The organism is Microbacterium galbum, assembly GCF_032464915.1.
Lineage (GTDB): Bacteria > Actinomycetota > Actinomycetes > Actinomycetales > Microbacteriaceae > Microbacterium > Microbacterium galbum.
In genome coordinates, this window is the sequence record NZ_JAWDIS010000003.1 from 72882 (window position 1) to 92335 (window position 19454).

14 protein-coding genes are annotated in these 19454 nt (G+C 69.1%); 13 read left to right on the top strand and 1 reads right to left on the bottom strand.

The features are described from left to right. Positions 1–10: 10 nt before the first annotated feature. From RWH45_RS13115 to RWH45_RS13130, 4 genes are all read left to right on the top strand, one after another. Entirely contained in the window at positions 11–1243 is a 1233-nt protein-coding gene (locus RWH45_RS13115) for an aminomethyl transferase family protein (protein WP_315995343.1), read from the top strand. Further along, positions 1240–1614, top strand: a complete 375-nt coding sequence (gcvH, locus tag RWH45_RS13120) for a glycine cleavage system protein GcvH (RefSeq protein WP_315995344.1) — start codon at positions 1240–1242, stop codon at positions 1612–1614. The genes RWH45_RS13115 and gcvH overlap by 4 nt, the downstream gene beginning before the upstream one ends. Then, positions 1611–4490, top strand: a complete 2880-nt coding sequence (gene gcvP / locus RWH45_RS13125; RefSeq protein WP_315995345.1) for an aminomethyl-transferring glycine dehydrogenase — start codon at positions 1611–1613, stop codon at positions 4488–4490. The genes gcvH and gcvP overlap by 4 nt, the downstream gene beginning before the upstream one ends. 172 nt (positions 4491–4662) lie before the next feature. Further along, positions 4663–6405, top strand: a complete 1743-nt coding sequence (locus tag RWH45_RS13130) for an ABC transporter substrate-binding protein (protein WP_315995346.1) — start codon at positions 4663–4665, stop codon at positions 6403–6405. Positions 6406–6458: 53 nt separating this feature from the next. On the opposite strand, the gene RWH45_RS13135 is transcribed toward RWH45_RS13130, so the two are convergent. Continuing rightward, positions 6459–7334 carry a CPBP family intramembrane glutamic endopeptidase gene (locus RWH45_RS13135; RefSeq protein ID WP_315995347.1) on the bottom strand — a complete coding sequence of 292 codons (876 nt, stop codon included), beginning with the start codon at positions 7332–7334 and terminating at the stop codon, positions 6459–6461. 164 nt (positions 7335–7498) lie between these two features. Between RWH45_RS13135 and RWH45_RS13140 the strand changes: the two genes are divergently transcribed. The 9 genes from RWH45_RS13140 (at position 7499) to RWH45_RS13180 (ending at position 19385) form a co-directional block, all read left to right on the top strand. After that, entirely contained in the window at positions 7499–9118 is a 1620-nt protein-coding gene (locus RWH45_RS13140; protein WP_315995348.1) for a peptide ABC transporter substrate-binding protein, read from the top strand. A gap of 163 nt (positions 9119–9281) precedes the next feature. After that, positions 9282–10211 carry an ABC transporter permease gene (locus RWH45_RS13145; protein ID WP_315995349.1) on the top strand — a complete coding sequence of 310 codons (930 nt, stop codon included), beginning with the start codon at positions 9282–9284 and terminating at the stop codon, positions 10209–10211. After that, positions 10201–11148 (top strand): ABC transporter permease, encoded by a 948-nt coding sequence (locus RWH45_RS13150; protein ID WP_315995350.1) that lies wholly within the window; start codon positions 10201–10203, stop codon positions 11146–11148. The genes RWH45_RS13145 and RWH45_RS13150 overlap by 11 nt, the downstream gene beginning before the upstream one ends. Continuing rightward, a complete protein-coding gene (locus RWH45_RS13155) occupies positions 11145–12809 on the top strand; it encodes an ABC transporter ATP-binding protein (RefSeq protein WP_315995351.1) in 1665 nt (554 codons plus the stop codon). Before RWH45_RS13150 ends, RWH45_RS13155 begins: the two co-directional genes overlap by 4 nt. 38 nt (positions 12810–12847) lie before the next feature. Next, the gene (locus RWH45_RS13160) at positions 12848–13396 is read left to right on the top strand and encodes a PH domain-containing protein (protein ID WP_315995352.1); all 549 of its coding nucleotides are present in this window, start codon (positions 12848–12850) and stop codon (positions 13394–13396) included. A 217-nt stretch (positions 13397–13613) separates the two neighbouring features. After that, entirely contained in the window at positions 13614–14594 is a 981-nt protein-coding gene (locus RWH45_RS13165) for an ABC transporter permease (RefSeq protein WP_315995353.1), read from the top strand. 1 nt (position 14595) lies between these two features. Beyond that, entirely contained in the window at positions 14596–15519 is a 924-nt protein-coding gene (locus RWH45_RS13170; RefSeq protein WP_315995354.1) for an ABC transporter permease, read from the top strand. Beyond that, positions 15512–17704 (top strand): dipeptide ABC transporter ATP-binding protein, encoded by a 2193-nt coding sequence (locus tag RWH45_RS13175; RefSeq protein ID WP_315995355.1) that lies wholly within the window; start codon positions 15512–15514, stop codon positions 17702–17704. The genes RWH45_RS13170 and RWH45_RS13175 overlap by 8 nt, the downstream gene beginning before the upstream one ends. 4 nt (positions 17705–17708) lie before the next feature. Beyond that, positions 17709–19385, top strand: a complete 1677-nt coding sequence (locus RWH45_RS13180) for an ABC transporter family substrate-binding protein (RefSeq protein ID WP_315995356.1) — start codon at positions 17709–17711, stop codon at positions 19383–19385. The last annotated feature ends 69 nt before the right edge of the window (positions 19386–19454 follow it).

Genomic DNA, 19454 nt, shown 5'->3' on the forward strand with positions numbered 1-19454 from the left:
GGCAGAACTCATGACCGAAACCCCCGCTCCACCGCGCACGTCGCCGCTGCACGATCGGCACGAGGCCCTCGGCGCCTCGTTCACCGACTTCGGCGGCTGGAACATGCCCGTGCGCTACACCTCCGACCTCGCCGAGCACCACGCCGTCCGCGCGGCCGCAGGTCTGTTCGACATCTCGCACATGGCCGAGTTCCGCGTCGACGGCGAGACCGCGGCCGCCTTCCTCGACCACGTGCTCGCCGGACGCCTGTCGACCATGAAGATCGGCAAGGCGAAGTACTCGCTGGTCCTCGCGGAGAGCGGGGGCATCGTCGACGACGTCATCGTCTACCGCACGGGGGAGCAGAGCTTCCTCGTCATCTCGAACGCCGGCAACCGGGATGCCGTGGCCGCGGCGTTCGACCTGGCTCAGCGCACGTGGGTCCCCGCGTCGACCGCGGTCCCTGACGGCGCAGCCGAGGTCCCTGAGCCCGTCGAAGGGACCGGAACCCCCGCGTCGGACGCTTCGACAGGCTCAACGACCGACGCTCGCGGGAGCCTCACCGTCGAAGATGTCACCGACCACTACGCCCTCATCGCCCTCCAGGGCCCCGAGGCCCGTGGCATCCTGAGCTCCACCCCGGGGGTCGAGATCACCGGCACCGCACTCGACGAGCTCGGCTACTACGCCTGGACCGAGGGCACCTTCGACGGGGCCCCGCTGTTCGTCGCCCGCACCGGTTACACCGGCGAGGACGGCTACGAGCTGATGATCCCCACGGCCCAAGCCGCCGCCCTGTGGGATGCCGTGCTCGCTGCGGGCGCCGATCGGGGTCTCGTTCCGTGCGGTCTCGCCGCGCGCGACACGCTTCGACTCGAAGCCGGCATGCCGCTGTACGGCCACGAGCTCTCACGCGACATCGTCCCCGCGCAGGCGGGCCTCGGTCGTGTCGTCGCCGTCGACAAGGAGGCGTTCGTCGGAAAGGACGGCCTGTCGTCCGGACCCGCCGATGCCCCGGTCCTCGTCGGTCTCGTCTCGGAGGGCCGCCGCGCGGGTCGCGCCGGCTACTCGGTGCTGCACGGCGACGACACCGTCGGCGAGATCACCAGCGGTGCCCTCAGCCCCACCCTCGGCCACCCCGTGGCCATGGCTTTCGTCGCACCCGCGGCATCCGCCATCGGAACCGAACTGTCCATCGACGTCCGCGGAACCCGCATCCCCGCGACCGTCACCGCCCTTCCCTTCTATCGGAGAAACGCATGACCGACCTCACCGCCCTCAGCTACACCTCCGAGCACGAGTGGATCGCCCTCGAGGGCGACATCGCCACCGTCGGCATCACCGACTTCGCCGCCGACAAGCTCGGTGACGTCGTCTTCGTCGAGCTGCCCGGCGCGGACTCGGCCGTTTCGGCCGGTGATGTCTGCGGCGAGATCGAGTCGACGAAGTCCGTCGGCGAGCTCTACGCGCCGATCACCGGCACGGTCGTCGAGGTCAACGACGCCGTCGTCGACGACCCCTCGCTGGTCAACGCCGAGCCGTTCGCCGGCGGCTGGCTCATCAAGATCCGCGTCGAGGGCGACCTGCCCGCCGACCTGCTCGACCGCGCCGCATACGAGGACCTCACCGCATGACCTCCGTCCTCCCTCCTCGCACGGATGCGGGGACCCCGGCCGCCTTCACCGACCGCCACATCGGCATCGGTCCCGACGCCCAGGCGCACATGCTCGAGGTCGTCGGGTACGACAGCGTCGAGGCGCTCGTCGAGACCGCCGTGCCGGCATCCATCCACGTGCAGCCTCGCGCGACGAGCTCGATCCCGACCGCGGCCACCGAGGCGGAGGCTCTGGCCGAGCTGCGGGAGCTGGCATCCGCCAACCGTTCCGCCCGCCCGATGATCGGTCTCGGCTACTACGACACCTTCACGCCGTCGGTGATCGCGCGGAACGTCCTCGAGAACCCGTCCTGGTACACGGCCTACACGCCGTACCAGCCCGAGATCTCGCAGGGGCGTCTCGAAGCGTTGATCAACTTCCAGACGATGGTCACTGACCTGACCGGGCTCGCCACGGCGAACGCGTCGATGCTGGATGAGTCCACCGCGGTCGTCGAGGGCATGCTCGTCGCTCGTCGCGCCTCGAAGGCGAAGACCGACGTCTTCCTCGTCGACGTCGACTCCCTGCCGCAGACGAAGGCGCTGCTGCACCACCGAGCGGCGGCCGTCGGCATCGAGATCGTCGAGACGTCGTTCGAGGGGGAGATCCCCGCAGCGTTCGGCGCGTTCGTGCAGTACCCCGGCGCGACCGGGCGCATCTGGGACTTCTCCGCCGTGGCCGAGACCGTGCACGCGAACGGCGGCCTGGTCGTGGCCGCCGCCGACCTGCTCGCCCTGACGCTGCTGCGCTCGCCCGGATCCCTCGGCGCCGACGTGGCGGTCGGCACGACCCAGCGCTTCGGCGTGCCCCTCGGCTTCGGCGGACCGCACGCCGGCTACATGGCCGTGCGTGCGGGCCTCGAACGACAGCTTCCGGGCCGCCTCGTCGGCGTGTCGCAGGATGCCGTCGGCGCCCCCGCCTACCGCCTGTCCCTGCAGACGCGCGAGCAGCACATCCGCCGCGAGAAGGCCACGTCGAACATCTGCACCGCCCAGGTGCTGCTCGCGGTGATGGCCGCGATGTACGCGGTGTACCACGGGCCCGACGGGCTCCGCGCGATCGCGACGCGGGTCGCGCGCAAGGCCGATGCCCTGGCATCCGCTCTGCGCTCGTACGACCTCACCCTCGCGAGCGACGCGTTCTTCGACACCGTGCGCGTGCACGTGCCGGGGCGCGCGCAGGACGTCGTCGATCGCGCCCGCGAGCGCGGCTACCAGCTGCTGTGGGTGGACGATGCGACCGTGGGCGTGTCGGTGGACGAGACGACGACGGATGCCGATCTCTCGGCGATCCTCGACGCCTTCGGTTTCGCGAGCGAGGAACTGTCCGAAGGGGAGGCGCTGCGCGGGGTCGAGGAGGCCCTCCACCGCGACGACGAGTACCTCACGCACCCGGTGTTCCACAGTCACCGCAGCGAGACCGCGATGATGCGCTACCTCAAGACGCTCGCCGACCGCGACTACGCGCTCGACCGCGGCATGATCCCGCTGGGCTCGTGCACGATGAAGCTCAACGCGGCGACCGAGATGGCAGCGGTGTCGTGGCCCGAGTTCTCGCGCGTGCATCCGTTCGCGCCCGAAGCCGACGTGCACGGGTACCTCGAGATGATCGAGCAGCTCGAGCGCTGGCTCGCCGAGGTCACCGGCTACGACGCGGTGTCGCTGCAGCCCAACGCCGGCTCGCAGGGCGAGCTCGCGGGCCTGCTCGCGATCCGCGGCTACCACCTCGCGAACGGCGACACCGCGCGCACGGTATGCCTCATCCCGTCGTCGGCGCACGGCACGAACGCCGCCTCGGCGATCCTGGCGGGGATGAAGGTCGTCGTCGTCGCGTGCGACGAGGCCGGCAACGTCGACCTCGGCGATCTCCGCGCGAAGATCGCGCAGCACGCGGCGGAGCTGTCGGCCCTGATGATCACGTACCCCTCCACTCACGGGGTGTATGAGCACGACGTGCTCGAGATCACGCAGGCCGTGCACGACGCCGGCGGACAGGTCTACGTCGACGGCGCGAACCTCAACGCCCTGCTCGGCTTCGCCCGCTTCGGCGACCTCGGCGGCGACGTGTCGCACCTGAACCTCCACAAGACGTTCGCGATCCCGCACGGCGGCGGAGGTCCGGGCGTGGGTCCGGTCGCGGCGAAGGCGCACCTCGCGCCGTTCCTGCCCTCGCACCCGTTCTCGCAGCGCGCCGAGCACGCCGGCGGCACGTTCGACGGGGGCCCGGTGTCTGCCGCTCCGCACGGCTCCGCCGGCATTCTGCCGATCTCGTGGGCCTACGTGCGCATGATGGGCGCCGAGGGTCTGCGCCAGGCCACGGCCGCCGCGGTGCTCTCGGCCAACTACATCGCCACGCGTCTGCGCGAGCACTACCCGGTGCTGTACGCCGGTGAGGGGGGCCTCGTCGCACACGAGTGCATCCTCGACCTGCGTCCCCTCAAGGAGCAGACCGGCGTCACCGTCGACGATGTGGCGAAGCGCCTCATCGACTACGGCTTCCACGCCCCGACGATGTCGTTCCCGGTCGCCGGCACCCTGATGGTGGAGCCGACCGAGAGCGAAGACCTCGCCGAGCTCGACCGCTTCGTGGATGCCATGATCGCGATCAAGCAGGAGGCCCTCGCGGTCGCCGCGGGGGAGTGGCCCGCCGACGACAACCCTCTCGTGAACGCCCCGCACACCGCCGAGACGGTCGTGGTGGGGGAGTGGGAGCACCCGTACTCGCGCGAGACCGCCGTATACCCCGTGCGCTCGCTCATCCGCGGCAAGTACTGGCCCCCGGTGCGCCGCATCGACCAGGCCTACGGCGACCGCAACCTGGTGTGCTCGTGCCCCCCTCCGGAGGCGTTCGCCTGACGATCCGACGCGGCGGCGGTTCCCGGCATCCGGGGCCGTCGCCGCGTCTAGCGTGCCCGGCCCCTCGGCCGCACCGTGCCGCGCCGTTCGCGCGCCCGTCCGGGGCGCGGCCGGCGTCGACGGGCGCGCGCGGCCCGGGGATCCCACAGGAGGCGTTTAGTAAAGTGCCCCTGTGCTGCACCGTGGGCTGAACGACGTTCCTCGACCGACTCGACGACGCGGGGCGGGACGGCTGCTGGCCCTTCTGATGGCCGCCGGTGTCGTCCTGGCCGGGTGCGCGGCCCCCGAGCCCGCCCCGGCTCCGGTCGAAGAAGCGCCCACGAGCCTGACCCTCGGCGTCGTGGGGTCGCTGACCAGCCTCAACGCCGCCAGCGCCACGGGCAACACCCCCGCCAACCGCGCCCTGTCCGCGCTCCTCGACGAGCGGCTCGGCTCGCTCGACGGCGACCTCCAGGTGGTGCCCAACGACGGTCTGGGCCGCATCACCCGCGTGCAGGGCGACCCGCTCAAGGTGAGCTACGAGCTCTTCTCCGACCGTGTGTGGTCGGACGGCACCCCGGTGACCCTCGACGACCTGCTGTTCGGCTGGGCCGTCACCTCGCATTACTTCGACGACGCGACCTACGACGCGACCGGCCAGATCGTCTCGGGCACGCGGTACTTCAACACGGCCATGCCCGCCGACCCGAATGCACGGACCGCCCGCCCGAGCATCGACCGCGCCGACGACACCCTCACCCTCACCTACGAGCAGCCGTTCGCCGACTGGAACCGTCAGTGGCTGCTCGACCGGCCCGTCCACGTCATCGCACAGCGAGCAGGCGTCAGCGTCAAGGATCTGCTCACCGCGATCCTCACCACTCCCGCGGGCGACCCGGAACAGCCGCGTACACCGAACCCGGTGCTGCTCGCCGCGGCTCAGACCTGGAACACCGGGTTCGACATCGCGCCCGGCTCCACCCCCGACCCCGCCAGCGTCGTCTCGGCCGGACCGTGGACGGTGACCGAGATCACCGCCGACACGGTTCAGCTCGCGCGCCGCGATTCGTATCAGGGCGCCCACTTCCCGGGGCTCGAGCAGCTGACCGTCCGCTTCTTCGCCGACCGTGCGGCCCAGCTGTCCGCGGTCGAGGCGGGTCAGGTCGACGTGGCCAACGTCGGCGACATCGACGTGGCGGAGAACGAGACCCTGACCGAGGCCGGATACCAGGTGCAGGTCGGTCCGACCACCCAGACGCTGCACCTGCGGTTCGCCGAGGGGACGGCATCCGACCTCCGTCAGGCCATGACGCTCGCGATCGACCGCGGCTCCCTCGTGCAGGACGTCCTCGGCGCGGTGCGCCCCGACGCGCAGCCCCTGCAGTCGTTCCTGTCGTCGCCCGCGGCGGGCTCGCTCTACGCCGACCTCGTCTCCGGCAACGGCGCCCCCGGCACGGGGAGCGACGTCGACGGCGCGCGCAGTGCCCTGGGCGATCGTGCGGCCGTGCTGCGCGTGGCCTACGACACCACCGACGACGTCTCGGCGCAGGTCTTCCCTCGACTGGTGTCGATGGGAGCCCGTGCCGGGATCGCCGTGCGCCTGGCGACCACTCCCGAAGAGGCGGATGCCACGTTGGCCTGGGTGGGAGAGGACGAGAGCCTCTACCGCTCGGCGCGCGACCGCATCGCCGAGGGGATCGAGGGGGCGCAGACGAACGCGCTGTTCGACGAGCTGACCGTCCACACCGATCCGGTCGACGTGCTGTCCGAGGCCAAGGAGATCGACCGCTCGCTCTTCGCCGCCTACGCCGGGGTGCCCCTGCTCGAGCGCACGGGCGCGGTCGTCACCGCCGAGGGCGTCGGGGGAGTGGCCTACACCTCCGAGCCCGACGGGGTGCCCCCCGCGTTCTGGACCTGGTCCCCGCCGCAGCGCTGAGGTCGGATCCCGGATGCCGTCACGGCACGCTGCGGGACCTGTCGCCGCGAGCCTCAGGCCGTCGGCGACGGCGTCGCGGTGGGCGTCGGGGTCGACGCGGGCGGGGCGAAGATCCCCGGCCACCACGCCGCGGCCAGGGGGTAGCCGACGAAGGCGACGATGTCGATGACCGTATGGGCGACGACGAGCGGCATGACCCGCCCCCAGCGCTTGTAGCACCACCCGAACACGAGGCCCATCACCACGTTGCCCAGCGCCGACGGCCAGCCCTGATAGAGGTGGTAGCTGCCGCGCAGCAGCGCGGTGGAGACGATGATGCCCGTCCACGACCACCCGAGCCGGCGGAGGCGGTCGAAGAGGTATCCGAGGAAGATGACCTCCTCGGTCAATCCGGCCCGCAGCGCCGCCAGCACGAGCAAGGCGATGACCCACCACGACGAGTCCAGCGGCGCGGGGACGACCGTGATGCTCTGCCCGATGGCCCGGCCGATCGCGTAGACCCCGATGCCCGGAGCGCCGATCAGCGCGACCAGGAGCAGCCCCCGGGCGATGTCGGAGCCCGGGCGGCGGAAATCCAGGCCGATGCGGCGCAGAGCATTGTTGGCCGGCTCCCACAGCAGATACAGCGCCAGGGCGACGAGAGCGAGCGAGAAGAAGATGTCGAGGAACTGGTAGATCGCGTCCCACAGGGGCTCGGCGCTGCGCGACGGATTCAGCTGCGTCTGCTGCTGGGAGATCGGCGCACGGGTCGCCGCTCTCACGAACGACACCACCGAATAGATCGCCGACTGGCCCACGCTGATCAGCAGCACCAGCGCGATCTCCCAGACCAGACGCGAGCGCGCGTACCGTTCGGACGCCGCCAGAGTCGGAGGATATGACCAGTCCGCGGGACCCGTGGGGCGCGACGACTTGTCAGATTGCCACATCAAGGGCCTCCCGAGTAAATCCTCTGTAACGTTTATCCAAGAAGTTTGGGGCACCTGGGTAAACGTGCCTAGTGTGTTCTCATCCTGCCCGAACGGATTTCCCCGCATCTTGTGCTGCGTGAAAACTCTGCCCGGGCGATGATCATCCCTTCCCTGGAGGAACTGTGAAGCGCAACAAGATTGCCCTCTCCAGTCTCGCCCTGCTGGGAGCTGTCGGGCTCATGCTCGCCGGCTGCTCGGGCGGAGACAACGGCGGCAGCGGCTCGGCCTCGGGCGGCGACGCCTCGGCCATCATCCGGACCAACGGTTCGGAGCCGCAGAACCCGCTGATCCCGACCAACACCAACGAGGTCGGCGGCGGCAAGATCCTCGACTCGATCTTCGCGGGTCTGGTCTACTACGACGCCGACGGCGCCCCGGTGAACGACATGGCCGAGTCCATCGTCACCAACGACGCGCAGAACCTCACGGTGACCTTGAAGAAGGGCCAGAAGTTCACGGACGGCACCGAGGTCAAGGCCGACAACTTCATCAAGGCCTGGAACTGGGGCGCTCAGCTGTCGAACAACCAGCTGAACAGCTACTTCTTCGAGGACATCGTCGGCTTCAGCTACGACGCCGACTCGGAGCTGACCGGTCTGCAGAAGGTCGACGACTACACCTTCACGATCGCCCTGTCCAAGCCCGCCGCCGACTTCGCGCTGCGCCTGGGCTACTCGGCGTTCTTCCCGCTGCCCGACAGCGCGTTCGACGACATGGCCGCCTTCGGTGAGAACCCGATCGGCAACGGTCCGTACAAGCTCGCCAGCGACGGCGCATGGCAGCACAACGTGCAGATCGACCTCGTCAAGAACGACGACTACCAGGGTGGTCGCACGGTCGCCAACGGCGGCCTGACGGTCGTCTTCTACGCATCCCAGGATGCCGCTTACGCCGACCTCCTCGGCGGCAACGTCGACGTGATCGACGCGATCCCGCCGGCATCGCAGGCGACCTTCGAGTCCGACCTGGGCGACCGCGCGGTCAACCAGCCGGCCGCGGTGTTCCAGTCGTTCACCATCCCGGAGCGCCTCGCGCACTTCGGCGGCGAAGAGGGCAAGCTGCGTCGTCAGGCGCTGTCGATGGCCATCAACCGCGACGAGATCACGAAGACGATCTTCCAGGGCACCCGTACCCCGGCCAGCGACTTCACCTCGCCGGTCATCGACGGCTGGTCGGACTCGCTCACCGGCGCCGACGTGCTGCAGTACGACGAGGCCAAGGCGAAGGAGCTGTGGGCCCAGGCCGACGCCATCTCGCCCTGGACCGGTACCTTCCAGATCGCGTACAACGCCGACGGTGGTCACCAGACCTGGGTCGACGCGGTGACCAACTCGATCAAGAACACCCTCGGCATCGACGCGTCGGGCGCTCCCTACCCGACGTTCAAGGAAGCCCGTTCGGCCATCACCGACCGCAGCATCCAGACCGCCTTCCGCACCGGTTGGCAGGCCGACTACCCCGGTCTGTACAACTTCCTCGGACCGCTCTACGCGACCGACGCCTCGTCGAACGACGGTGACTACTCGAACCCCGAGTTCGACAGCCTGCTCTCGACCGGTATCGCCGAGACCGAGGTCGACGCACAGAACGCCGACTTCCAGAAGGCGCAGGAGATCCTGCTCCAGGACCTGCCCGCCATCCCGCTCTGGTACTCCAACGTCACCGGCGGATTCGCCGACGGCGTGAACAACGTCAAGTTCGGGTGGAACTCGGTTCCGCTGTACTACGAGATCACGAAGTAACCCTTCCGATCTCTGGCCGCGAGGCGGTGACGGATTCGTCACCGCCTCGCGGTCTGCCAGCCAGGCCTCATCACGACGTGTGATAAAACAGCACGGGCTCTTCTGAGCCCGGCCCCCCACGTGACGTCCGATGAGGCGTTTCCCACGTTCGAAAAGAGAGCGGATGCTCGGCTACATCCTCAGACGTCTGCTGCAGGTGCTCCCCGTGTTCTTCGGGGCCACGCTGCTGATCTACTTCATGGTCTTCGCCATGCCGGGAGACCCGATCCTCGGGCTCTTCGGCGACAAGACCCCCGCCCCGCAGGTCGTCGAAGCCCTGCGCGCGCAGTACCACCTCGACCAGCCCTTCATCGTCCAGTACTTCCTGTACCTCGGCGGCATCTTCCAGGGCGACCTCGGGACGACCTTCTCCGGCCAGTCCGTGAACGAGGTCCTCGCCCGCACCCTGCCGGTGACGGCTCGACTGGCCGTGATGGCCCTCGCGATCGAGTTCGTGCTCGCCATCGTCGTCGGCACCATCTCGGCCATCCGCAAGGGCAAGCTGTTCGACAACGTCGCCCTCATCGTGGCGCTCCTGTTCGTCGCCCTGCCGATCTTCGTGGCCTGCTTCCTCGCGCAGTACTTCCTCGCCGTCCAACTCGGGTGGTTCCGCCCGACGGTCGGTGCCCAGAACGGGTGGGGGGATCTCATCCTCCCGGCGATCGTCCTGGGCCTGAGCCTCTTCGCGACGAGCATGCGCCTGATGCGCGGGTCGGTCATCGACACGCTCAACCAGGACTGGGTGCGCACCGCCTACAGCAAGGGTCTCTCGCGTCGTCGTGTGATCCCCGTGCACGTGCTGCGCAACTCGCTCATCCCGGTGATCACCAACTCCGCGACCAACTTCGGTGTGCTGCTGGTGGGCGCGACCGTGACCGAGGGAATCTTCAACATCCCCGGCGTCGGCAACACGCTCTACCAGGCGACCATCCGCGGCGAGGGCCCCACGGTCGTGTCCTTCGTGACCGTCTTCGTCATCATCTACGTGCTGGTCAACCTCGTCGTCGACCTTCTGTACGGTCTCCTTGACCCGAGGATCCGCTATGTCAAGTAATCGTTCCCCGGCGCCGCACTTCGTCGCCCCCATCAAGACCGAGACCATCTCGGTCGACGCCGTGCGCGTCGCCGCCCGCAAGAGCAACCTCTGGCTCGACGCGTGGCGCGACCTGCGCCGTCGGCCCACCTTCTGGATCGCCCTGGCCGTCATGGCCGTCGTGATCCTGATGGCGGCGTTCCCGACGCTGTTCACCCAGGTGCCGCCGAACAACGACTGCCAGCTGTCCAACAGCAACGGCGGCCCGACCGCGGGTCACATCCTCGGCTTCACCTTCCAGGGCTGCGACACGTTCTCCCGCATCGTGTGGGGTGCGCGCACCTCGCTGTCGGTGGGTCTGCTCGCCACGGCGATCGGCACGATCATCGGCCTCATCATGGGCGCGCTGTCGGGCTTCTACGGTGGATGGCTCGACGCGGTGATCTCGCGCGTCGGCGACATCTTCTTCTCGATCCCCTACATCCTCGCGGCGATCGTCGTCATGAGCGTGTTCTCGCAGTACCGCAACGTCTTCACCCTGGCGTTCGCGATCGGCGGGTTCGCGTGGGCCTCCACGGCACGCGTCGTGCGCGCCGAGGTGCTGCGTGTGCGTCAGGCGGACTACGTCGCCGCATCCCAGGCCCTCGGGCAGTCGCGCTTCAAGACGCTGCTCACCCACGTCATCCCCAACGCCATCGCCCCTCTGCTGGTCGTCACGACCATCAGCCTCGCGGCGGCGATCGTGGCCGAGGCGACCCTGTCGTTCCTCGGTGTCGGCCTCGGCGGCGACACCATGTCGTGGGGTAACGACATCAGCCAGGCCCAGCAGTCGCTGCGCGTCGCGCCGGCCGCGCTGATCTGGCCGTCGCTGGCGCTGACCGTGACGGTGCTGGCGTTCATCATGCTGGGCGAGCTCATCCGAGACGCCATCGACCCGAGAGCGAGGGCCCGCCGATGAGCGACGCCACCATGACGCCGCTGCTGTCCGTGCGCGACCTCAAGGTCGCCTTCGAAGGTCAGGGCGGTTCCCGCCAGGTCCTGCACGGCGTGAGCCTCGACGTCTACCCCGGCCAGACGGTGGCCATCGTGGGCGAGTCGGGTTCGGGCAAGTCCACCACCGCCTCCGCGGTGATCGGGCTGCTCCCCGGCACCGGTCACGTCACCGGCGGCAGCATCACGCTCGACGGACGCGAGCTGACGGGCCTGACCTCGTCGCAGTTCGAGTCCGTCCGCGGCAAGGACATCGGATACGTCCCCCAGGACCCGATGTCCAACCTCAACCCGGTGTGGAGCATCGGCTTCCAGGTCAAGGAGGCGATCCGCGCGAACGGGATCGCCACCGGCCGGAAAGAGGTCGAGAAGCGCGCCATCGAGGTGCTCAAGCAGGCCGGTCTCGCCGATGCCGAACGCCGGTTGCACCAGTACCCGCACCAGTTCTCGGGCGGTATGCGTCAGCGTGCGCTCATCGGCATCGGCCTCGCCGCCGATCCGAAGCTCCTGATCGCCGACGAGCCGACCTCGGCCCTCGACGTCACGGTGCAGCGCGTGATCCTCGACCACATGGCATCCCTCACGCGGGAGCGCGGCACTTCGGTGCTGCTCATCACGCACGACCTGGGTCTGGCCGCCGAGCGCGCCGACACCATCGTCGTGATGAACCAGGGCGAGATCGTCGAGTCGGGTCCGAGCCGCGAGATCCTCGAGAACCCGCAGCACCCGTACACCCAGCGGCTGGTCGCCGCGGCGCCGAGCATCGCGTCGCAGCGCATCCAGGCGAAGGCGGAGGACCGTGGCATCCTCCGCGAGGCCGACCTCGACGCTCCGGCGACCGTGAAGGTGACCGACCTGGTCAAGGAGTACAAGATCCGCCAGGGCGGGTTCCGCAGCGAGCAGTTCCGCGCAGTCGACGGGGTCTCGTTCGAGATCCCGCGCGGCAAGACGCTGGCGCTCGTGGGGGAGTCGGGCTCGGGCAAGTCGACCATCGCCAAGATGGTGCTCAAGCTCGAGGAGCCCACCTCGGGGTCGATCGAGGTCGACGGCGTGAACACCGGCAGGCTCAGCGCGAAGGACACCTTCGCCCTGCGTCGCCGCATGCAGCCCGTGTTCCAGGACCCCTACGGCTCGCTCGACCCGCTGCGCAGCATCGGCAACCTCATCGCCGAGCCGCTCAACATCCACAAGGTGGGTGACACCACCTCGCGTCGCGAGCGGGTGGAGGAGCTGCTCGAGCAGGTCGCCCTGCCGCAGGAGCTGGCGTCGCGTTACCCGAACGAGCTGTCCGGTGGTCAGCGTCAGCGTGTCGCCATCGCGCGCGCGCTTGCGCTCAAGCCCGACATCCTCGTGCTCGACGAGGCCGTCTCGGCGCTCGACGTGCTCGTGCAGGCGCAGATCCTCCAGTTGCTCGCGGAGCTGCAGTCCGAGCTCGGTCTCACGTACCTGTTCATCACGCACGACCTCGCCGTCGTCCGTGTCGCCGCCGACCTGGTGTGCGTCATGGAGCGGGGCAAGCTCGTCGAGCAGGGCACCGTGGACGAGATCTTCGCGCAGCCGTCGCAGGAGTACACGCGGCGTCTCCTCGACGCCATCCCCGGCGCCTCCCTCCAGCTGGGCGGCGCGTGACGCGCGACGAGCGCTTCCGGGGCGCGGAGCACCCACGGGTGTTCCGCGCCCCGTCCTCCCTCTTCGGGCTCGTGCTCGGCGCGGTGCTCGCGGTCGTCCTCCTCGGGGATGCCGCGCTCCGCGCCGGCGTCGGCGAGATGCTGCTCCTCGCGCCCTGGGTGCTGCTGGCGCTGTGGGGCGTGTACGCCCTGCTGTTCGCCCCGCACGTGCGCATCGACGCCCGCGGCATCCGCATCCACAATCCTCTGCGCGTCACCGAGATCGCGTGGGCGCGCGTGAGCGACATCGACATGCGGTGGCAGCTCGAGGTGCGCACCGACGAACCGCGGGTGGTGAAGGCCTTCGGGGGCCCGGTGGCCGGACGACCGGGGCGCCCCGCGCTTCGCCGTGACGACGAGCGGGGGCGGCGCGAGCCCCCCGCCATCCGTGATCTTCAGATCATCCAGGACGCGTGGGAGTCCGCCCGCACGAATGCGACCGCCGGCGGCGTCGTTCGTCGTTTCTGGGACATTCCTTCGCTGATTTCCCTGGTGGTTCTGATCCTCTGGGTTATTATCGCTTTGTTCATTTCCGGCGGTGTCCGCTGAGCGCAGTGCTGCGCCAGCATCAACCGCTCGTGACAAAGCGCCATGTAAGGGCTTTGTTACGGTCGTGAAAAGTGTGTTCCCCCGGCACACATTCCGCGAGGTGCCGACGTAGGGTCTCTGAAGATCCTTAGCCAGGCGAAAGAATCGGCGGGGATCTCGAAGGCGAGAGGACCACCATGCAGATCATCGACATGTTCCGGACAGGCCTGCGCGCCTCATGACGTTGTACGTCCTGCGCCGGTTCCTGAACTACGCGGTTCTGAGCCTGCTGGCGACCTGCCTCGCGTACGTGCTCGGGTCCGCGCTGCTGCGACCCCAGGATCGCTTCTACGGCATGAACCCGCGGCCGCCGGAGGACTCGATCATCGCGAGTCTGAACGCGCTCGGGGCCAACCCCGACGTGCCGATCCTCGTGCGACTGTGGAACTGGCTCGTGAACCTGTTCACGAAGTTCTCCCTCGGCTCCACCATCGGCGGCCAGGACGTCATGGCCGAGATCTCCGCCCGCGCCGGCACGAGCCTGCGTCTGCTGCTCATCGGTTCGCTCATCGGCGCCGTCGTCGGCGTGCTCGTGGGCGTGTGGGGAGCCGTGCGGCAGTACCGCGCGAGCGACCAGGTGACGACGTACGCCTCGTACCTCGTGTTCGCGACGCCCACCTTCGTGATCGGCGTGCTGCTCATGATCGCCGCGACCGGGTTCAACAACGCCCTCGGAACGCAGGTCATCCGCTTCACGGGCGAGTACACCGCCGGCATCGAGGGCTTCTGGCCGGTCGTCGCCGATCGCGCCGTTCATCTGCTGCTGCCCACGATCGCGCTCGTGCTCATCAGTGCCGCGTCCTATTCGCGCTATCAGCGCAGCATGATGCTCGACGTCCTCGGCGCCGACTACATCCGCACCGCGCGCGCGAAGGGACTGCCGCGCACGCAGGCGCTCTTCCGCCACGGCGTGCGCATCGCGCTGATCCCGATGTCGACGTTCTTCGCCTACAGCTTCGGCACCCTGATCGCGGGCTCGACCATGCTCGAGATCGTGTTCTCGTGGCGCGGCATGGGGCAGTTCCAGCTCAACGCCGTGACCCAGCAGGACATCAACGCGGTGGCCGGTTCGACCCTCTTCGTCGCGGTGCTCGTGCTGCTGTCGTCGACCCTGTCCGAAGTGCTCTACGCCGCACTCGACCCGAGAGTGAGGAGCTGACATGACGATGCAGGAAGAGGCTGTGGACGGCACGCTCGTCGCCACCAGCCCCGTGACCCGCGAACGCAAGGCGATCTCCCGCGGAGCGCTCGTGCGGGCCCGGCTGCGCAAGATGCCCCGCTTCTGGGTCGGCGCGAGCATCCTCGTGTTCATCGTGCTGTGGGCCTTCATCGGCCCCCTGGTCTACCCCTACGACGCCACGGAGCGCGACTTCCTCAACGTCGGCCTGGGGCCCACCCAGCTGCACTGGTTCGGCACGAACGGCATCGGTCAGGACATCTACGCCCAGACCCTCGTCGGCTTGCAGAAGTCGCTCATCATCGGCGCCCTCGCCGGCATCGGCGCGACGCTGATCGCCGCCGCCGTGGGCTCGGTCGCCGGATACCTCGGCGGGAAGATCGACGCGGTCATCGGGTGGCTCATCCACCTGCTGCTCGTCATCCCCTCGTTCTTCATCCTCGTGCTGCTCAGCCCGCTGACGCGCGGCCTGTCCTGGCTGGCGCTGACGTTCTTCCTCGCGGTGTTCAGCTGGATGATCCTCGCCCAGGTGGTGCGCAACCAGACGCGTTCGCTGCGCAACCGCGACTTCGTGCGCGCGGCTCGCTACATGGGCATGCCGACGCGCAAGATCCTCGGTCGCCACATCATCCCCAACATCGCGTCGTTGCTCATCATCGACGCGACCCTCGGCATCGTCGCGGCCATCATGGCCGAGACCTCGCTCAGCTACTTCGGCTTCGGCGTCCAGGCGCCCGACGTCTCGCTCGGCACACTGCTCGCCGCCGGCACGTCGGCGGCCGTGACCCGCCCCTGGCTGTTCGTGTACCCCGCCGGCGTGCTGATCGTGCTGCTCCTGGCCATCAGCCTCATCGGCGACGCCCTGCGCGACGCCATCGACCCCACCTCGGGAGCGAACCGTGACTGACACCCGTTCCGCCACGCTGCTGTCCTCCACCGGACGCACCCCTCTGCTGTCGGTCCGCGACCTCAGCGTCACCTTCCCGCAGCGCGAGGGCGGCGACGTCCGCGCCGTGCGCGGGATCTCGTACGACGTGCACGAGGGGGAGTTCCTCGGGATCGTCGGCGAGTCCGGCTCCGGGAAGAGCGTCTCCTCGCTCGCGGTGATGGGATTGCTGCCGTCGAACGCGCGCGTCGAGGGCGACATCCTCTACGACGGGCGTTCGCTGCTGTCGATGAACGACGCCCAGCTGTCGAAGATCCGCGGCGCCGAGTTGGCCATGGTCTTCCAGGACCCGCTGTCCGCACTGACCCCGGTGTACACCGTGGGCGACCAGATCTCCGAGGGCCTGCGGCTGCACGACCGCGCGCTGTCGGCCCAGGCCGCGCACGCCCGGTCGGTGGAGCTGCTCAAGCTCGTCGGCATCCCGGATGCCGAGCGCCGGGCCCGCGCGTACCCGCACGAGTTCTCGGGCGGCATGCGCCAGCGCGCGATGATCGCCATGGCGATCGCGAACGACCCGCGCGTGATCATCGCCGACGAGCCGACCACGGCGCTCGACGTGACGATCCAGGCGCAGATCCTCGACGTGCTGCAGAAGGCGCGCGAGGTGACCGGGGCGGCGGTCGTCCTCATCACGCACGACCTCGGCGTCGTCGCCGGTCACGCCGATCGCGTCGCGGTGATGTACGCGGGCACGCTCGTCGAGCGCGGTTCGGTCGACGAGATCTTCCACGACCCGCACATGCCGTACACGGTGGGCCTGCTGCGCTCCGTCCCCAACATGCAGACCGCGGGGTCGCACCGGCTCGTTCCGCTCGAGGGGCGACCGCCGTCCCTGGCGAGCCTGCCGAAGGGCTGTCCGTTCGCCGCGCGCTGCCCGATCGCGATCGATGCGTGCCGCGAGGTCGAGCCCGAGCTCGTCGTGCACGGCGCCGACCCCGACCACGTCTCGGCGTGCATCCGCGCCGGCGAGATCGCCTCCGGCGCCCTTGCGCGGCCCGACATCTTCCCCCGCCCCGAGCCGCTGGGCGAGATCCCGCCGCTGCGGCCCGATGTCACGCCGGCGGTCGAGGTCACCGACCTCACCAAGCACTTCCCGCTGATGAAGGGCGCCGTCTTCCCGCGGCGCGTCGGCACGGTGCGCGCGGTCGACGGCGTCTCGTTCTCGATCCAGCCCGGTCGCACGATGGGGCTGGTGGGGGAGTCCGGGTGCGGGAAGACCACGACCATCCTCGAGATCATGGAGATGGTCGCCCCGCAGAGCGGCAGCATCCGCATCAACGGCACCGACGTCGCGACCGTGAGCCGCAAAGACAAGGCGCAGCTGCGCAAAGGCATACAGATCGTCTTCCAAGACCCGATGGGTGCGATCGACCCGCGCCTGCCGGTGGGCGAGGTCATCACCGAGCCCCTGCTGGTGCAGGGCGTTGCGCGCGCGGAACGCGATCGCAAGATGACGGAGCTGCTGGAGCTGGTGGGCCTGGACCCGGCGATGTCGGACCGCTACCCGCACGAGTTCTCGGGCGGCCAGCGTCAGCGCATCGGCATCGCCCGTGCGCTCGCGACCGACCCCGCCGTCGTCGTGCTCGACGAGCCCGTCTCGGCGCTCGACGTGTCGATCCAGGCGGGCGTGATCAACCTGCTCGAAGACCTCAAGGAGCGCCTCGGCCTGTCCTTCCTGTTCGTCGCCCACGACCTCGCGGTCGTGCGTCAGATCGCCGACGACGTCGCGGTCATGTACCTCGGGCGCATCGTCGAGCAGGGCCCGGTCGACGCGGTGTTCGACGACCCGCGGCATCCGTACACCAAGGCCCTCATCTCGGCGGCGCCCATCCCGGATCCGCGGATCGAGCGCTCACGCACCCGCATCCTGCTGGACGGCGATCTGCCGAGCCCCACGCAGGAGATCTCGGGATGCCGCTTCCGCACGCGGTGCCCGTTGTATCGCCTGCTGCCCGACGCCGACCGGCGTCGGTGCGACTCCGACGACCCCGGTCTGCGCCCCTCGGCGCACTCCGAGGTGGCGTGCCACTACGCCGAGCGCTCCGACCTCGTCCTCGAGACGGCATCGGCCGCGTCCCCCCGAACGTCTGCGGCCGACGGCACCATGTCGTCGCAGACCCTCCCCGATCACCAACGAGAGGACTGATCACATGATCCGCAAAGCGAAGGCTCTCGGCGCACTCGCGCTGCTGAGCGCCGCCGCCCTGGCCGTCGCCGGCTGTGCGCCGGGCAACACCGCGGCCCCGTCGGCGAACCCCGACGACCAGAACTCACTGCCCTCGACCGCGTGGGTGCGCGCCGACGCGGCCGACGTGCAGGACGGCGGCTCGCTGACGCTCGCCGTGTCGTCTCTGCCGGTGAACTGGAACATCTACCAGATCGACGGCAACGAGCGCGACACCAACGACATCTACACGACGATGAGCGGCGGTCCGATCAAGATCGACGAATCGGGCGAGCCCGTCGTCGACGAGAACTACGCCTCCTCCGCCGAGCTCGTCAGCGAAGACCCCCAGGTCGTCGAGGTCAAGCTCAACCCGGATGCCGTCTGGGAGGACGGCACGCCCATCACCGTCGCCGATTACCAGGGCATGTGGAAGGCCAACAACGGCTCGAACCCCGAGTACATCGTCACCTCGACCACCGGATGGGACCAGGTCTCCTCGGTCGAGCAGGGCACGGACGAGTTCGACCTCAAGATCACCTTCTCGTCGGTGTTCGCCGACTGGCAGTCGCTGCTGAGCCCCGTGCTCAAGGCCAGCGTCACCGCCGACCCGACGACCTTCAACACCGGCTACACCTCGCAGGCCGTGCCGTCGTCGGGCCCCTTCAAGGTGAGCTCGATCGACGCGACCGCCGGGATCGCGACGCTCGAGCGCAACCCGAACTGGTGGGGCGAGACGCCCAAGCTCGAGACGATCGTCTACCGCGCGGTGAGCCAGGACCAGCAGGGCTCCTCGTTCAGCAACGGTGAGATCGACGCCGTCGAGATCTCGGCCAACGCCGACCTCTACCAGACCGCGCAGAACGTGCAGGGTGCCCAGATCGAGGCCTCGAACGGCCTGACCTGGACGCACATCACCATGCGCGCCTCCGATGGCCCGCTCGCCGACGTCAACGTCCGCAAGGCCGTGGCATCCATCGTCAACCGCGAGCAGATCGCCAACACGGCGAACGCGCCCGTGGGTGTCCCTGCCATCACCCAGGGCAGCTACATCTTCATGCCCGGTCAGGAGGGCTACACCGACGAGGCGCTGCCCTACGACACCGACGCGGGCGCGAAGTACCTCGAAGACGCCGGCTACACCAAGGACGGCGACTCCTGGGTCAAGGACGGCACGCCGCTGACGTTCTCGGTCACGGTTCCGGCCGACACCGCGACGAACATCCAGCGCGCCGAGCAGATCCAGGCCGACCTGAGCGAATTCGGCATCCCCGTGGAGCTGAACTCGGTGCCCGTGGGCGGCTACTTCAGCGACTACATCATCCCGGGCGACTTCGAGATGGTGACCTTCTCGTGGGTCGGCACGGCCTACCCGATCTCGTCTACGCGCTCGCTGTTCACTCCGGTGGACTCGGAGCAGAACTTCACCGGCATCGCCGATGACCGTCTCGGCCCCCTGTGGGAGCAGGCGAACAACGAGCTCGACCCGGCCGCGCGCCTCGAGACCGCGCAGGAGATCGACAAGGTCCTGTGGGAGTCGGTGCCGATCATCCCGATCGCGCCGCTGCCCAACGTCTGGGCCGTCAAGCAGGGCCTCGTGAACTGGGGCGCCACCCAGTTCGAGACCGTCGACTGGACGATCGTCGGCTTCCAGAACAGCTGAGTCCGACTCGGCGATGCGGGGGCGGGATCCCACGGGATCCCGCCCCTTTCGCGTGCGTGCGCGCTTCCT

Coding starts and splice junctions, on each gene's coding strand:
- RWH45_RS13150 (WP_315995350.1), top strand. CDS start 10,201: ATGTCAAGTAATCGTTCCCCGGCGCCGCACTTCGTCGCCCCCATCAAG.
- RWH45_RS13145 (WP_315995349.1), top strand. CDS start 9,282: ATGCTCGGCTACATCCTCAGACGTCTGCTGCAGGTGCTCCCCGTGTTC.
- RWH45_RS13135 (WP_315995347.1), bottom strand. CDS start 7,334: ATGTGGCAATCTGACAAGTCGTCGCGCCCCACGGGTCCCGCGGACTGG.
- gcvH (WP_315995344.1), top strand. CDS start 1,240: ATGACCGACCTCACCGCCCTCAGCTACACCTCCGAGCACGAGTGGATC.
- RWH45_RS13170 (WP_315995354.1), top strand. CDS start 14,596: ATGACGATGCAGGAAGAGGCTGTGGACGGCACGCTCGTCGCCACCAGC.
- gcvP (WP_315995345.1), top strand. CDS start 1,611: ATGACCTCCGTCCTCCCTCCTCGCACGGATGCGGGGACCCCGGCCGCC.
- RWH45_RS13180 (WP_315995356.1), top strand. CDS start 17,709: ATGATCCGCAAAGCGAAGGCTCTCGGCGCACTCGCGCTGCTGAGCGCC.
- RWH45_RS13155 (WP_315995351.1), top strand. CDS start 11,145: ATGAGCGACGCCACCATGACGCCGCTGCTGTCCGTGCGCGACCTCAAG.
- RWH45_RS13115 (WP_315995343.1), top strand. CDS start 11: ATGACCGAAACCCCCGCTCCACCGCGCACGTCGCCGCTGCACGATCGG.
- RWH45_RS13165 (WP_315995353.1), top strand. CDS start 13,614: ATGACGTTGTACGTCCTGCGCCGGTTCCTGAACTACGCGGTTCTGAGC.